Below are 15,262 nucleotides of genomic sequence, written 5' to 3' on the forward strand. Positions count from 1 at the left end.
GCATCTTCCGCATAGAGTCCTTGCGAGAACCGCATGACCTCCGAACAGCTCCGAGCATTCCTCCAGGTGGCCCAGGAGGGCCGCTTCTCCACCGCCGCGAAAGGACTGGGCCTGTCCCAGTCTGGACTCTCGCGCCAGCTCCAGTCCCTGGAGACCGAGCTCGGAGTCCGCCTGCTGGTACGCACGCCCGCCGGCGCGGTGCTCACGGACGCGGGGGAGCGCTTCCTGCCCCATGCCCGGCGGGCCCTCGAGGCGCTGTTCGCCGGCACGGCCGAGCTGGAGCAGCTCTCGGGCATACCCCACGGCCCGCTGGCGCTCGGCTCCCTGCACACCGTGGGGGCGTACCTGCTGCCGGACCTCATCGCCGCCTTCGCCCGGAGCTACCCGGAGGTGCGGCTCCGGCTGAGCGAGAGCCTCGCCCCCGAGCTGGAGGAAGGCGTCTCCCGAGGCGTGCTGGATCTGGCCATCCTCTCCCTGCCCGTGCGCCGAGCGGACCTTGTAGCGCAGAAGCTGTGGGAAGAACCCCTGGTGCTCGCCGTGCCCCGAGGCCATCCGCTGACGAAGCTGGGCCGGGCCGTGGCGCTCACCGAAGTCGTGGAGGAGCCCTGGGTCGTCATCCCCGGGATGACGGGCACCCGAGCGCTGGAGGCCGCCTGCGAGGCGCGGGGCGTGACACCTCGGGTGGTACTGGAGACGGACAACTCGGAGGCCATGCGCCGCATGGTGGAGCGCGGGCTGGGCGTGGCGCTGGTGCCGGAGCTCATGACGCGCGACCACCCCGCCCGGGAGTTCGACATCGTCCAGGTGGTCCCGGGTGGACCGCGCCGCCAGGTGGCGCTCGTGCACCGGGGAGAAGGCTATCTCACCGCCGCCGCCCGGGCCTTCAAGAAGTTCATTGTGGAGCACGTGCGCAAACAGCCTGCAATACGAAGTGCAGAGGCGCAGCGCTGAGAGTATATGCTGACGTCATGGCGGGTGGCGGACCTCGCAGCAAGACGTGAACCCCATTCGTCTCCCTGAGACAACGACGAGAGGCGTGGCATGGGAATGAAGCTCGACATCAATGGCTCGGTCCGCGAGGTGGAAGCCAGCGGCGACATGCCGCTGCTGTGGGTCCTGCGTGACCTTCTGCAACTGAGCGGGACGAAGTACGGCTGCGGAATGGCGCAGTGTGGGGCGTGCACGGTGCACCTCGACGGCAAGCCCGTTCGCTCCTGCGTCACCCCCGTCTCGAGCGTTGGTGCGCGCAAGGTCACCACGATCGAGGGGCTGTCACCGGACGGTTCGCACCCCGTGCAGCGCGCATGGTCCGAGGCGGATGTCGTGCAATGTGGCTACTGCCAGTCCGGTCAGATCATGACGGCCGTGGCGCTGCTCGAGAAGAAGCCCGATCCGACGGACTCCGACATCGACGCCGCGCTGTCGGGCAACATCTGCCGCTGCGGGACGTACGAGCGCGTGCGCGAAGCGGTCCGGCTCGCCGCGAAGCTGAAGCGAGGTGCGAAGTGACAGTCTCTCGACGAGGATTCCTCACGGGTGCGGCGGCGAGCACGGCGGGGCTGGTGATCAGCTTCTATGTGCCGAAGATCGTGCACGCCGCGCCCAAGGCCGCGCAGCCGCTGCCGTCCCCGAACGCGTTCCTGCGGATCGGCAGTGATGACTCGATCACCGTCCTGCTCGCGCACTCCGAGATGGGCCAGGGAATCTGGACCGGCCTGGCGATGCTGATCGCGGAAGAGCTCGACTGTGACTGGTCGAAGGTGCGCTGCGAGCACGCCCCCGCGGCGCCGGTCTACGGCCACCCCGCCATGGGCATCCAGATGACGGGCGGGTCCACGTCCACGCATGGCGAGTTCGACCGGTACCGCAACGTGGGCGCGACGGCGAAGGCGCTGCTCCTGCGCGCAGCCGCGGAGCGATGGAAGACCACGCCAGCGAAGCTCTCCGCCGCGAACGGGGTGATCACCTTCGGTGGAGAAAGGCTGACGTACGGCGCGGTCGCCGAGGCGGCGATGAAGCTGTCCCCTCCGAAGACGGTGAAGCTCAAGGAGCCGAAGGAGTGGAAGCTGATCGGCACCAAGGTGCGCCGGCTCGACACGCCCGAGAAGATCAACGGCAAGGCACAGTTCGGGATCGACGTCTCGTTCCCCGGGCTGCGCACCGCTGTCGTGCTGCGGCCGCCGGCGTTCGGCGCGAAGCTCGTGAAGTTCGATGCCGCCGATGCGCTGAAGGTCCCTGGCGTCGAGAAGGTCGTCCAGACCGCGAACGGTGTCGCGGTGGTCGCCAGCCACTTCTGGGCGGCGAAGCTCGGCCGTGATGCCGTGCGCGCGGAGTGGTCGACGCCCGAGGGCGGCGGTGCCAGCTCCGAGAAGATCCTCGCCGAGTTCCGCCAGCTCTCGCTCGGCGAGGGCTCGACCGTGGCCGACACCGGCAAGGTGAAGGAAGCGCTCAACCTCTCCGCCAGCAAGCTCGAGGCGTCGTACGAGGTGCCGTACCTCGCGCACGCCATGATGGAGCCGCTCAACTGCACCGTGAAGATCGACGGTGATCGCTGCGAGATCTGGACGGGGACCCAGTTCCAGACCGTTGATCAGGGCACCGCGGCGCACATCCTGGGCACGACGCCCGACAAGGTCACGATCCACACCACGTTCCTCGGCGGTGGCTTCGGCCGCCGCGCGAACCCGGCGTCGGACTTCGTCTCCGAGGCCGTGATCGTCGCGAAGGCGGCCGGCGTCCCGGTCAAGGTCGTCTGGACGCGCGAGGACGACATGCGCGGTGGGTACTACCGCCCCGCCTACGTCCACCGCGTCAACGTCGGCATCGACAAGGCGGGCCTGCCCGCAGCGTGGCATCACGTCATCGTCGGGCAGTCGATCCTCGCTGGCACTCCGTTCGAGAAGTTCATGGTCCACAACGGCATCGACGCGACGTCAGTCGAAGGCGTCGCCGACTCGCCTTATCTCGAGACCACGAAGTCCAAGCACGTCTCGCTGCACTCCCCGAAGACCCCGGTCACCGTGCTGTGGTGGCGCTCCGTGGGCCACACGCATACCGCGTTCGCGATGGAGAGCATGATCGACGAGCTGGCACACGCCGCCGGCAAGGATCCGCTCGCGTACCGCCTGGAGCTTCTGAAGGGGAAGCCTCGGTTCGCGCGCGCACTCGAGACGGCCGCAGCCAAGGCGGGCTGGGGAACGCCCGCCCCCGAGGGCCGGGCGCGGGGCCTCGCGGTGCACGAGTCGTTTGGCTCGATCATCGCCGAGGTCGCGGAGGTCTCGGTCGAGGGGGGACGCATCAAGGTCCACGCGGTGACGGCGGCGGTCGACTGCGGAACCGCGGTCAACCCGCTCGGAATCGAGGCTCAGGTCCAGGGCTCGATCGCGTTCGGGCTGACTGCGGCGCTCCACGGCAAGCTGACCATCGAGGACGGCAGGGTCATCGAGAGCAACTTCCACGACTATCCCGCGCTTCGCATGTTCGAGATGCCGAAGATCAGTGTTCACCTGATCCCCAGTGACGCGAAGATGGGTGGCATTGGCGAGCCAGCGACCGCGCCCGTCGCTCCCGCCGTTGCGAACGCGGTGTTCGCGCTTACCAAGCAACGGCTGCGCACGCTGCCGCTGCGCCTCGCATAGGACTTCCTCCGATGATGCGTACCTTCGTGACGCTTGTGCTCGTTCTCGCCGGATGCGGCGGCAAGATGACGACGCCCCCCACGGGCGAGAAGCCAGACCCGGCCACCGGTGTGGCTGCATTTGCGACCGTGCGCGCGGTGCTCCAGCACCCGCGCTGCCAGAACTGCCATCCCGCGGGCGATGCGCCTCTGCAAGGCACCGAGGGCCGCGTGCACGCGATGAACGTGCAGCGTGGGCCCACGGGGCACGGCATGGCGGGGGCCGAGTGCACCACGTGCCACGGCCCGGCGAATCCTCCGAGCAACTATGGCCTCCATGTCCCGCCCGGCTCGATCAAGGGCTGGCACATGCCGAAGCCCGAGGAAAAGCTCGTGTTCGTCGGCCTCACGCCGCGCGCCCTGTGCGAACAGGTCAAGGACCCGGCGCGCAACGGCGGCATGGACATGGCTGCGCTCCGCGTTCACCTCGAGGATCCGCTCGTGAAGTGGGGGTGGGATCCGGGCTTCGGCCGCGAGCCGGTGTCCACGCCGTACGCGACGTTCATCGCCGCGTGGGAGACCTGGGCTGCCGCTGGCGCCCCGTGCCCCAACTGATCGGGGTTTGGGGCCCCCGTCTTCGTGGACTTGAGGCAAGCTCGCAGCATCTCGATTCAGGAGGCACAGCCCTCGATGGCGGACCCAGTTCAAGAGGCAGTCGATGCCATGGAGAAGCACACCGGCACGGTGCAGGGGTACCGCCGGGCCCATCCCAGAGGGCTGGTGTTCCACGCGACCTTTACTCCGACGCCTGAAGCCCGGCCGCTGACGGCCGCGGAGCACTTCCAGGGTCCTCCTGTGCATACGCTCGTGCGGTTCTCGAACGCCTCGGGGAGCCCCCATGCTCCAGACCGGGGCTCGGATCGCCAGGGGGCAGTGCTGGGCCTGGCGGTGCGGTTCGATCTGCCCTCCGGGAAGCACGCCACGTGGGCCGCCGCGAACATCCCGGCCTTCGTCGCCCGCACTCCCGAGGAGTTCCTCCAGGTCACCCGGGCGCAGCGGCCGAACGCCTCGCCCCATCCCCTGCGCATGCTCGGGTACATCCTGACGCATCTCCATGCGCTCCCGGGCATCCGGGGGATTGTCGGCACCAAGCCAGCGCCCAGCTTTGCCCACTGCCAGTACAACAGTGTCCACGCCTACCATCTGGTGGATGCGCAGGGGCAGCGCAGGGCCTTTCGCTACCGCTGGGTGCCCTCGGCGGGAGCCGCCACCTTGAGCCCGGCGGAGGCTCGAAAGCGCCCGGAGCAGTACCTGCTCGACGAGCTCCGGGAGCGTGTCAGCCGCGAGCGCGTCACGTTCAACCTCGTCTTCCAGCTGGCCAACCCAGGTGATCCGACCCACGACGCCACCCGGCCATGGCCCGAGGATCGGCAGAAAATCCCGGCGGGGCAGCTGGTGATCGACTCGCTGTACGAGGATCAGCGGGAGTCCGAGCGGTTCGTCTTCGATCCCACCGGAGTGGTGCCAGGCATCGAGCTGTCCGATGATCCGATCCTGCACTTCCGCGCGAAGGTGTACTCAGAGTCCTACAACCGCCGCTCTTCCGAAACGAAGCCGGAGCCCAAGCCCGCTGACCTGCGGCAATGAGCGTCCTTCCAAGCCTGGCCATCGCTGTGTTCTGGCGCCGCGAACTTCGGCGAGCAGCTCACGTTTGATGGCCGCGGCTGGGGCTGGACCGCGCTCGAACCTTCGCTTCCGCTAGCGCGCCTGGGGGAAGTGGCGGCGGCGCAGCTGGTCCACCAGTTCCTGGGTGGCGGGGGTATAGGCCACCCGCCCCTCCTGGGACTCGGGCGCCTGCGCCCCAACGAACGAGGGCGCTTCGGCGGCGCTGTCCGTGAGCTGGAAGTAGCCCTCGGGCGGCTGCTCGCCCTCCTGGCCGATGAGCCCGATGGGCCCGGAGCCATGGCGCCGCCGGAAGAGGATGGGGGCGCCCGGCACGCTCTGCTTGCCCTCGGCGGCCTCGTTGCCGAACTTCATGGTCGGCGTGTGGCCCGTAAGGGACAGCTTGTAGATGGCCGCCACCCGGTCGCGCGTGAAGGGGCACTCCATGGTGCGCGCGACGATGTGGCCGCCGTAGCCGTAGAACTGCGCGGAGGGCTCCCAGCCCACCTGGCGGCGCAGCTCCTCGAACTCGCGGGTGGCGGCGGCGTCCAGGCCGTCCTCGAGGATGTTCACGGGGCGCACGCCGAGGTCCCGCGCCTGGGTGACGGCGTAGAGGTACTGGAGCTTCTTGTTGCCCGAGTCGAAGCGGATGGAGTCCCCTCGGTTCGGCTCCTCGCGCATCAGCCGGTAGGCGGCGGGCAGGCCCGAGGCCAGCGTGTCATAGGTGTCCAGCAGGTAGCTGGAGCGCTGGGGCCGGCGCTCGCGCATGGCGCGGAAGGCGGCCTCGTCCGAGCCGTAGCGCTGGATGTGCTCGTGGCCCATGGTGCCCACCGGGATCATCCCCAGCTTGCGAGCGCCCTCCACGTTGGAGGTGCGCGCCACGCCCGCCTCCTTGCAGGCGCGCAGGGCAAGCTCATGCTGCTCCAGGCAAGTGGCGGCGCGCAGGCCCACCTCGAAGATGCGGTTCGGATCCTCGACGATCTCCACCAGCTCGCGCACCTGGGCCAGCACGCGCTGGGAGTAGGCCTCGGGGTCGGCGCGCATGGGCACGGGCTTGACGCCCACGGCGTCCAGCGTCTCCAGCGCGATGCGCTTCTGCTCCTCGCAGGTGAGCACGGCGAGGGCTCGGGCCAGCGTGTCCCGATCCGCGAGCGCCTGGGTGGCCACCTGGATGCGGAAGTTGAGCTGGATCAGCAGCGGCTCGATCCAGGAGACCAGGGCCGAGGGTCCGCAGAGCGAGAGCACGGGCTCCTTCGGGTAGAAGAGCGCGCCGCGAGGCAAGGCGTGGATGACGAGCCTTTCCTTGTTCTGGATGGCGGCCTTGAAGCCGACGCCCATCTCGTAGTCATTGCGCGAGAGGAACTCATAGTCCTCGGGCTTGGGATCGGGCAGCAGGCCACGCACGAAGGCAGGGATGTCCAGAGGTACGATCTGGAGACCGCCCTTGCGGTGCGTGTAATAGAAGGTCTCCTTGCGAAGTGGCCACCCCGCCTCCGCCATGCTGAACTTGTAGCCGTCCGTCGCGAGCAGCGATGTCCCCATCCAGTCTCTCTGCCTCCTGAAGGAGAGCGTATCAGGGGTTCCTCTGGGTTGTTCGGGAGATCCACGAGATGCGAGGCGGTGTCGCTCCCTGATGGAGGAGCCCCTTGCATCGGAGGACGTGTCTCACTCCGGGAAGCATCCCGTGGGCCTGTATGCTTGTGCTGCTCACCCTCCTGCTCGCTGGGTGCTCGGGCACGCCGCCAGGCGTGCGCCTGGTCCGGCCCGCTCCCGATGCCACCGTGGCCACCGCCTGGGAGGCGCGCTCATGTTCGACACGCAGGGGCGCCCCATCGCCTCCGGGAGTGGAGGCTTCCGCCGCTACATCGCCCGGCGGGAGACGGACGGCACCTGGACGGATCTGATCACCGGGGATGCGCTCGAGTCTTGCCTGAGCACCGGTGTCTCGAGCCAGATCATCACCCAGGCCCCGGATGGGATGACCTACGCCCTGTGTGGCGCCAACGGACAGCTGGTCCGGCGCGAGAGCAACGGGTGGACGGCCGCTGGGGGCTCCGCTGTCGGCTTCCTCCTCCCCGTTGAGCCTCATGCTCGTCCTGGACGGGCTGGGCCGTCCGGTGGCCCTGGCCACGTACCCGCTGACGAAGGAACACGAGGCCGTGACTCATTATCCGCACGGATGCTCAACGCCAGCGCTGGAAATTGCCGCCGTTGCACCCCAACGTATAAACGTCGCCGCTGGTATTGCTGTCCAGACAGTATCCGGTGGCCACGTTTCTCATTTCGTATCCGAAAGCCCCCTTGTAGGTCACGACCCACTGCTGGTAACTGCCACCATTGCAGGGCAAAGTGTAGACATTGCCGTTGTTATTACTGTCCAGACACCATCCGGTTGCTTGATTGCGAATCTGGTCCCCGAATGTGAGCGGAGTGTTCGTCCAGTTCTGATACGCCCCCCTGTTACAGCCCAGCGTGTAAACGTTCCCGTTGCTGTTACTGTCGAGACAGCGCAGCGTGGCAGTATTTACCCAGGGCAATGGTCCCCTTCTTATCTCCGATGCCACCTCCGCGAGGGGCTCGCCATTGCTCAGTTCGTCGCTCGGGGCAGCTGAACAGGCGGAGAGCGAGAGAATCCAACCCAGCAGCGAAATACCAGCGATCTTTCTGTTCATGACAACTCCATGTCCATGAAGGCCGCTCGCTGTAGCGCCAGAGGCCGCCCCGTGTGCAGGACTGTTCGGAAATGTCGGGATTTCTCAGGCTCCAAAACCCCCGACATTTTCGAACAGTGGGCCAGCGGACCCGACCGGCCGGACCAATGCCCCCGCTGTACTCAGGGCCCTCCGCACCTACGGATCGGGTGCACGAGAAACCTTGCTGACGCTCCCCTTATGATGCGCCGAGCTTCCTCCCGCCAATTGCCTGCCCTCGCCTGTCCAGGACTCCATGCCCCCGGCCTCATCCCGCCGCCTGCTGTTCGCTCTCGCCCTCAGCCTCGGCGTGCATGCAGCGGTGTGGCTCGTGCTGGCGGCCCGCGGCCGGGAGTCCTCGGAGCAGCGCCCGGTCCCTCCTCCTACTCCGGGGATGCTCCAGTTCGTCGAGGTAGAGGTCTCGCCTCCCCCCAAGCCTCCGGAGCCTCCACCGCCTCCTCCCAAGCCGGAGCCCGCGCGTCCTCCTCGCGCCGCACCGAAGCCCCTTGCCGCGGTAACGCCTCCTGTTCCGCCTCCACCTGCGTCCGAGGCTCCCGCTCCTCCCGCGCCCGCCCCCGTGACGGATGCGCCCCGAGCCGATGCGCCCCTCTCAGCAGATACGCCTCGACTCGGAGGGCCGCGCCTCGCCCCTTCACTCTCGCTCACACCCGGCGGCGAGGTCGCCGTCTCGCCCTCTGCCACGGGAGTGCCCCAAGGACTCCCGGCCCAATCCGCGCAGCAGGTGGTGGACACGCTCACCCAGGAGACGCTCGGCAAGGGCAAGGTGCAGCGCGGTCTGGTGCACCCCTACTTCACCCAACTCGGAAAGAGCCTGCTCAAATCGTGGGACGCCGAGCGCGCCGTCACCTCGCACGGCCTCAAGGGCTTCCTGGAGCAGGCCCAGGAGAACAGCAAGGCGTGGAACTCCATCTGGAGAGACCGGGCCGCGGCCTACGGAGCCTCGGGCTCGCCGCTGGAGGCGGACCCCGCGCTGAAGCCGGACCGCAGGCCCCCGAACGCGCTCTCCAATCCCAACCTGGAGGCGCGTCGCACCATGCGCCAGCAGATGCGCGAGGAGTTCCAGTCCACCCGCCGCGCCGTCATCCGCGTGGTGCAGGACGCGCAGGGGCGGCTCTTGGAGGTGACGCTCGTGTCTCCCAGCAACAATGCTCAGGTGGACAAGGAGGCCATGAAGGACGTGCGCACCGCCGCCGAGCAGCTCCCGCCCCCGCCTCCTGAGGCGCTCGCGGGCAAGCAGACGCTCACAAGCCTCTGGCAGTTCGAGCTGATCATCTCCATCACCCCACCGGTGCCCACGCTCAGCTTCGAGTTCGACGAGGCGCTGAAGTTCGTGGACATGCGGCTGCCGCTGGACCGGCGCATCTACAAGCGTGTGCGGCTGCTCTCGGTCCAGTGAGGTGGGCCAAGAAGCCCCGCGTTCCAGGCTTCAGGAACGCAGGGCCGCGACTCACGAATGAGACGTCAGGACGGTTCCGGCGACTTCGCTCCGTCGCTCACGCCGGGCAGCTGGGCGGTGAGCGCCTCGGCCAGCAGCAGCATCTGCTCCAGGGGGATGCCTTGGATGTCCACCACGGCCTTGCCCTTCTGGTTGCGAAGCGCGAGCTTCACCAGCGTGCCCTTGCCCTTGGGGAAGCGCTGCGCCACCGCCTCGGAGTACTGCTCGGCCAGCGCCACCTTCTCCGGCTACAGCGGCTTGCTGGAGGTGGGCCGATGCTTGCGCTGCAGAGCCCGGCGCATCTGGTCCACGCTGCACGCTCCGAACGGCTGCTCGGTGACATTCCCGTTCTCATCCGGCACCTCGATAGGCGTGGGGCCCGGCTCCTCGTGGTTCAGCTCCAGCCCGGCCGCCTCCGCGTACATCAGCAGCACGGAGAGGCACGTGACGCCGAAGCGCCGCGCCACCGGCTCGCTGAAGTTCTCCGCCACCGTCCCGTACACCTTCAGCGTCGGCAGGGACAGGTCCGCCAGGTGCTGGCTGAAGTACTCCGCCACGTCCTTGTAGCCCGAAAATAGTCCCCCTCCCTGCGGCGGTGGGGGTTCTCTAACCTGTTGAATGAACAGGCGAGCACGGGGAGCTCCTGGGTGGAACGGACCTGGACGGGGTGCGTCTGTTCGAGGGATTGCCGCACGACCGCCGCCCCGAGTGCACTCCCAGACGGGTTCCTCCCAACCGTCACGAGGCTGCCAGCGCTCAAGCTCCCAGAGTCTCTGCGCTCGCCAGAGATTCCGTATCACCTGGGTTGGCTGAACTACGGGTCAGCCGCTACCGCAGAAGCCATCGGGTTCCCTGACCCTGCCCGCGACTTGGAACTGCTCTCGCGGGCGCGGCGCACGTCGTCGGGCGGATGGGTCGTGCAGCTCACCGATGCGCCGCTCGATCTCGACAACCCCGCGCACCTGGACCCGAGGCGGCGGGAATCAACCCCGCCGCTTGGAACTTCTGCTGAGAGCGCTCCGACTCGGTCGATCAAGGAGCCCAGGCCCGGAACGGGTGGATTCATTCCATCTGGCGCAGTGCTTCCTCCATCGCGGTGCGCAGCTCCGAGCCGTGCAGATGGGCCAGCTCGGCCAGGGGCCGCGTACGCGCCAACTCTCTCGCCACCAGGTAGCCCACGAAGTAGCCGCTCCGAGCGGGGATGTCCTGGCGGGGGGAGTTTCCCAGGAAGAACGCCTGGTAGTCCTCGGGGGACTTCGAGTCGAGCTTCACGCGCAGCTCCGCGGCCAGCTTCGGCAGCAACGCCCGGGCCCGCGCCGGCATTTCCTCGGGCAGCCCGAAGACCATGCGCTCGGAGACTCCTGGATTGAGCGCCTGCGCCACGTATGTCGCCAGCCCCTCGTGCCACAAGGCCCCCGCCACCGTATCCTCTGTCCCAAGGTCAGAAAACTGCTCCTGGTAGATGTGGAAGAGCTCGTGATCGAAGAAGGACTCCGCGTCCGCCGTGGGGCCGTAGATGGCGGCGATCACATCCACCCCGAACAGCAGCGCCGTCCTGCCCTTCACCTGACGGGTCGCCCCGTCGAACGCGCCCAGCGAGTTGAGGAAGTAGATCTCGCCCGTGTAGTTCAGGTCCGGGAAGGTCTGGCGGAAGCGTGCCTCGTAGAATGGGAGCTTCTGGCGCAGCTCCTCGGACAGCCGCCGCATCGTGTCGAAGTGGGGCGACACCCACTGCCAGTACTTCGGATAGCGCCTCGCCAGCTCCGCCTCGAAGGGCTGCTTCGCGTCGAAGCCCAGCACCTCGGCGGTGTAGAGCGCCGGGTGCGCCGCCACCACCTGCTCCCGGAAGAGTCGCACCTGCTCGGCCTGTTCCAGCCCCTGTGCCTGCTCCCAGTACTGCCAGAACGTGGGCATGGCGTCCACCACGCGATAGGTGGACGGAGAAGCCCTGGCCGGGACAGTGGCAGACGGCACGCAGCAGAGCATGGCCAGGCAGACGACTTGAGGAAGGGCACGGAGCAGCGCGCGCTGTGGGAGCATGCCTTTCTCTACGCAGGCAAGGGCCCACGACTCAACGAGGAACTGCCTCGAGCGGCGCAACGTGGTGCGCCGCGCCCTGCTCGAGCGCAAGGGCCCCAAACTGGATGCCAACGACATCAGCTTCGAGGAGGCCTACCCGGGCGCGCCCGAAGACACGGCCACTCCGGCCCTGGAGCTGCCCGCCGGTGTCACCCTGGAGCAGATGATGGAGCGGCTGGAGCGCCAGCTCCTCCCTGTCCTACGACGTCTGCTCTTCGGTGGTACTCCTGGATTCCATACGTGCGCACGAATTGAGAGCGCGGGGCGTCTGGTTATCGCTGGTAGCCGATTGCGATGATTTGGCCTGACGCGTCGCTGCTCACAAACAACTCGCCATTGGGGCCCACACCCAACCCCACCGGCCGATGCGGCCAGCCGGCTGCGGTGTCGCTGGCGCTGTCGAACTCGAAGAACGGCTCGTAGCGAACCGGCAGCCCGTTCTCGAACACCACCCGCACCACCTCGTAGCCCTGGGCGGGCTGTCGATTCCAGGAACCGTGGAAGCTGACGAAGGCGTCGCCGACCACCTCGGGCGGGAAGGACGCGCCGTCGTAGAAGACGATGTCGAGCGGCGCAACGTGAGCGGGCATCGCCAACATCGGAGGCACCACATTGTTGACATTGCGGCACCACGCATCGGAGTGGGTGCCATCATTCATGAAGCCCGGATCTGCCCACTGCGTCGTCGGGCCCATTCCCACACCCGACGGAAGCAGAAACTCACTGAAGCAATAGGGGTAGCCATAGAACCGCCCGGCTTCGGCGAAGAGGTTCAGCTCTTCAGCGGGATTGTCGGTGTGAATGTCGCCCCCGAGGTCGGCACGATTAAGATTGTCTCGCCCGTTCTCCACGCCCCACAGCCGGCCCTGACTGTCGAAACGCAGGCCTACTTCGTTCCGAAGGCCATCGGCAAACACCTCGCCGTCCGTGAAAGCCACGTTGCCCGCCTGAGCCTGGGTTGCGGTGAAGCGACGGATGCGAGCGCGCGTCGAATCGCTGTCCACGTTCGCGGCTGAACCGACGCTCACGTAGAGGCGGCCTTGGGCGTCAAAGATGATCGTCCGGGTGACATGGCCGCCCGCAGGGCCGCCCGAAGGGATGCCGGTCACCACTTCTTCCTGGCCGCTCAGCGCTGCTCTCGTTCCGGTTGCGAACGGCCAACGGAGGACGCGCGTCGCGGAAGAGGCATAGAGATATCCGTCGTGCAGTGTGATGCCATGGTTGAGCCCGCTGACCTCGACCAGCGTCGCCCGTTCGGATGAATCCGAAACGCCGTCACCGTTCGAATCGTAGAGCGCGGTGATTCGACCCGCGGTGCGCTCGACCACCAGAACGTCTCCGTTCGGAGCGACGATCAACCCTCGCGGATTGGCAACGGTCGCCCAGGTCCATGCACAGTACCCCGCTGGCAACCTCGCATTGGCCACGTTGGCGCTCGAAGGCCCCAGGCAGCTGTTCTTGAGAGAAGTCCCAGCATCGGAAGTGCCGGCATCGGAACTCCCGCCGCCGTCGGCCACACCGGCGTCATTCGTTGGGTTTTGAGCTCCGGCATCGGTCCGACTCCCGGCATCCATTTCGACGCCGGCATCGCTCTCGGTGGAGGGCCGGTCTGAACAAGCCAGGAGGGCAGAGGCACAGAGCGCTGCGACGAGCCCAAGTCGTTGGTGAAGCGGCATGGCTCCGCAACGGGCCGACCTCTTGACGCCGTTGCCGAGCGGGAGGGAGAAGCGTCTTCCAGTCATGGTGTGATTGCCTCAAAGAAAGAGGGGTTTGCTGCCCTGCGAGGAGTGATGGGGCTGCCCAAGGGTTGCACCATCATGAAGATCCTCATTTCTTTTCGAAGACCTCTTTGGCCACGGTCACTGCGGTGATGGCACTCGGCCAGCCGGCATAAAAGGCGAGGTGCGTGATCGTCTCGACCAGCTCCTCCTGCGTCACGCCGTTATCGCGGGCGAGGGCTAGGTGTGAGCGGAGCTGCTCGGGACGGTTCATGGCGATCAGCGCGCTGACGGTCACGAGGCTGCGGTCGCGAGGCGAGAGCTGCGGGCGCGTCCACACATCGCCGAAGAGCACTTCGTCGGTGAGCTCGACCAGCTTCGGGGAGAACTCGCCGATCAGTTTCTGGGCGCGCGTCGGTTGCGCGGTTTGCGTCAGTGCATTGGGAGCGGATTGGCCGCGTAAGGGCATGCCGTATTGCTCCTCGGTGACCTTCTCCAGCCAGTCGGCGCTCTTGCCATCGAGCTGTTCCACGATGGCGATATGCGCCATCGACGTCTTCGGCGCCGCTCCATGCCAGTGCTTTACGTTCGGCGGAATGCGGACGACATCCCCCTGCCGGATCTCATCGACCGGTCCGCCCCACTGCTGCACGCGCCCAGTTCCGGCTGTGACGATGAGGGTCTGGCCGAGCGGGTGGCTGTGCCATGCGGTTCTCGCGCCCGCCTCGAACGTGACGAGCGCGCCCGTCGCCCGCGCCGGACCGCTGGCCTCAAACAACGGGTCGACGCGGACGGAGCCGGTGAAGTTTTCGGCCGGCCCCTGCCGCGACGGCTGCGTGCCGCGCCGAGCGATGGTGATGGTTTGAGCGGATGCGGAAGCAGCGAAAAGCAGAGAGAGGACGGCCGCAGCGAGCACGTTCATGGGAGCTCCTCCTGGAGGTTCAATCCAGCCCCTTCTGCGTGAGAAACTGCGACAGAAGGTCAGCGATCTGGACATTGTTGAGATCCGACATGGGGAAGTGCGTATTGCCGCGAATCCCGATCTCGGGCAGGTGCACGACGGTCACGTCACCGCCGTGGCGGTTCACCGCATCGCGGAACTGCCTGGCCATGGCGAGCGTGACGCGCCACTGGTCCTGGCCCGGATTCGTGGTGGGATTCTCGGCAATGGAGTCGCCGTAGTACATGACGATCGGCATCTTCGTGAGCTGGAGGAAGTCCGACAGCGGCACCTCGACGCCTCTTGCCGTGCCTCCGGCGTACGTCATCGGCTCAGGTGCTTCGCCCTGCGGGAAGACGAAGCCAGCACCCGGTTCGTAGGAAACGATGGCTCGCACATTTCTGTTCTTGATCGCCGTGCGCCAGCCGAGTCCACCGCTCTGTGAGTGCGTGACGAGAATGCCGGAGCCGATTCGGTCGAAGAGTGCGGAAACCCCGTTGGTATTGACCTCCGCGTCGTAGGGGCCCGTGTTGGGCACCATCTGCCGGAAGAACTGGTTGAGTGCCTCTGGATCGCTCGAGAACTGCACGCCTGGGTAGAAGTCCGGCCACAGGCCCAAGCGGAAGATGCCAAACCAGAGCTGTTCGTCAGGAGCCGCCGTCATCGTCACGGGCTGAGTGCTGCGTGCTGCGCGGCCGCGTCGGGGTTGATCGATCAAATACACCGGGAAGCGACGGCGCAGGAAAATGTTCTGGAAGCCCTCTCGGCCGTCCGGCGTGCTCTCCCACGTCTTCGCGGACTGGCCATGGCCGTGCCAGAACACGAGCGGGAGCTTTCTGGCATTGGCCGGGGTCTCATAGGACACGTAAACGTGATCGCCGTGCAACGTCTGCCCCGCGGAATCGGGCCCCGCAGGGTTGTAACTGCCCTGTTTGATGGGGTCGAACGTTCCGGGCGCGGTGATGACCGTTCCGCCGACTGCAAAGCTGCCTTGCTCCTGAATGAGCAGCGGCCCGGGTTCATTGTTTCCAGCCGTGGTTGCACACGCGGCGGCGCTGAGCGCGACGGTGATCAGAGCAAAGGCAGTCAGGTGTTTCATCC

At 67.1% G+C, this 15,262-nt stretch carries 15 protein-coding genes and 1 pseudogene; 8 read left to right on the top strand and 8 right to left on the bottom strand.

The window, feature by feature from the left end; translation table 11 throughout:
• Positions 1-33: 33 nt before the first annotated feature.
• From DB31_RS44155 to DB31_RS44175, 5 genes are all read left to right on the top strand, one after another.
• The gene (locus tag DB31_RS44155) at positions 34-951 is read left to right on the top strand and encodes a LysR family transcriptional regulator (protein WP_044198998.1); all 918 of its coding nucleotides are present in this window, start codon (positions 34-36) and stop codon (positions 949-951) included.
• A gap of 90 nt (positions 952-1,041) precedes the next feature.
• On the top strand, positions 1,042-1,509 hold the full coding sequence (locus DB31_RS44160; protein ID WP_276203693.1) for a (2Fe-2S)-binding protein: 468 nt from the start codon (positions 1,042-1,044) through the stop codon (positions 1,507-1,509).
• Positions 1,506-3,638, top strand: a complete 2,133-nt coding sequence (locus DB31_RS44165) for a xanthine dehydrogenase family protein molybdopterin-binding subunit (RefSeq protein WP_044198999.1) — start codon at positions 1,506-1,508, stop codon at positions 3,636-3,638. The genes DB31_RS44160 and DB31_RS44165 overlap by 4 nt, the downstream gene beginning before the upstream one ends.
• A gap of 11 nt (positions 3,639-3,649) precedes the next feature.
• Complete coding sequence (locus DB31_RS44170) at positions 3,650-4,231, top strand: hypothetical protein (protein ID WP_052420680.1); 582 nt, start codon at positions 3,650-3,652, stop codon at positions 4,229-4,231.
• 75 nt (positions 4,232-4,306) lie between these two features.
• Entirely contained in the window at positions 4,307-5,263 is a 957-nt protein-coding gene (locus tag DB31_RS44175) for a catalase family peroxidase (RefSeq protein ID WP_044199001.1), read from the top strand.
• A gap of 111 nt (positions 5,264-5,374) precedes the next feature.
• Here the strand turns inward: DB31_RS44175 and DB31_RS44180 are convergent, their stop codons facing one another.
• Both DB31_RS44180 and DB31_RS47505 read right to left on the bottom strand, forming a co-directional pair.
• Positions 5,375-6,820 carry a beta/alpha barrel domain-containing protein gene (locus DB31_RS44180; RefSeq protein WP_044199002.1) on the bottom strand — a complete coding sequence of 482 codons (1,446 nt, stop codon included), beginning with the start codon at positions 6,818-6,820 and terminating at the stop codon, positions 5,375-5,377.
• A gap of 641 nt (positions 6,821-7,461) precedes the next feature.
• Complete coding sequence (locus tag DB31_RS47505) at positions 7,462-7,950, bottom strand: RICIN domain-containing protein (RefSeq protein WP_083969208.1); 489 nt, start codon at positions 7,948-7,950, stop codon at positions 7,462-7,464.
• 274 nt (positions 7,951-8,224) lie between these two features.
• Between DB31_RS47505 and DB31_RS44185 the strand changes: the two genes are divergently transcribed.
• Complete coding sequence (locus tag DB31_RS44185) at positions 8,225-9,385, top strand: TonB family protein (RefSeq protein ID WP_044199004.1); 1,161 nt, start codon at positions 8,225-8,227, stop codon at positions 9,383-9,385.
• 65 nt (positions 9,386-9,450) lie between these two features.
• On the opposite strand, the gene DB31_RS44190 is transcribed toward DB31_RS44185, so the two are convergent.
• Together DB31_RS44190 and DB31_RS44195 are read right to left on the bottom strand one after the other, a co-directional pair.
• Complete coding sequence (locus DB31_RS44190) at positions 9,451-9,663, bottom strand: hypothetical protein (RefSeq protein WP_044199005.1); 213 nt, start codon at positions 9,661-9,663, stop codon at positions 9,451-9,453.
• Positions 9,664-9,672: 9 nt separating this feature from the next.
• Positions 9,673-9,981 (bottom strand): hypothetical protein, encoded by a 309-nt coding sequence (locus tag DB31_RS44195; protein ID WP_044199006.1) that lies wholly within the window; start codon positions 9,979-9,981, stop codon positions 9,673-9,675.
• A 90-nt stretch (positions 9,982-10,071) separates the two neighbouring features.
• Between DB31_RS44195 and DB31_RS51115 the strand changes: the two are divergent.
• Positions 10,072-10,392 (top strand): annotated as a pseudogene (locus DB31_RS51115) (DUF5953 family protein); the annotation flags it as partial.
• 94 nt (positions 10,393-10,486) lie between these two features.
• Here the strand turns inward: DB31_RS51115 and DB31_RS44200 are convergent.
• The gene (locus DB31_RS44200; RefSeq protein WP_044199008.1) at positions 10,487-11,464 is read right to left on the bottom strand and encodes a DUF2268 domain-containing putative Zn-dependent protease; all 978 of its coding nucleotides are present in this window, start codon (positions 11,462-11,464) and stop codon (positions 10,487-10,489) included.
• A gap of 61 nt (positions 11,465-11,525) precedes the next feature.
• Between DB31_RS44200 and DB31_RS44205 the strand changes: the two genes are divergently transcribed.
• Complete coding sequence (locus DB31_RS44205) at positions 11,526-11,801, top strand: hypothetical protein (RefSeq protein ID WP_157232436.1); 276 nt, start codon at positions 11,526-11,528, stop codon at positions 11,799-11,801.
• Here the strand turns inward: DB31_RS44205 and DB31_RS44210 are convergent.
• From DB31_RS44210 to DB31_RS44220, 3 genes are all read right to left on the bottom strand, one after another.
• Positions 11,776-13,245, bottom strand: coding sequence for a PQQ-dependent sugar dehydrogenase (locus DB31_RS44210; RefSeq protein WP_083969209.1), 1,470 nt, complete (start codon positions 13,243-13,245; stop codon positions 11,776-11,778). The two genes, DB31_RS44205 and DB31_RS44210, sit on opposite strands and share 26 nt — an antisense overlap.
• 85 nt (positions 13,246-13,330) lie before the next feature.
• Positions 13,331-14,143: a (R)-mandelonitrile lyase gene (locus DB31_RS44215; RefSeq protein WP_044199014.1), complete on the bottom strand. Its 813-nt coding sequence runs from the start codon at positions 14,141-14,143 to the stop codon at positions 13,331-13,333.
• 19 nt (positions 14,144-14,162) lie between these two features.
• A complete protein-coding gene (locus DB31_RS44220; protein WP_044199016.1) occupies positions 14,163-15,260 on the bottom strand; it encodes an alpha/beta hydrolase in 1,098 nt (365 codons plus the stop codon).
• Positions 15,261-15,262 lie beyond the last annotated feature (2 nt).

It is taken from the genome of Hyalangium minutum (assembly GCF_000737315.1).
Classification (GTDB): domain Bacteria; phylum Myxococcota; class Myxococcia; order Myxococcales; family Myxococcaceae; genus Hyalangium; species Hyalangium minutum.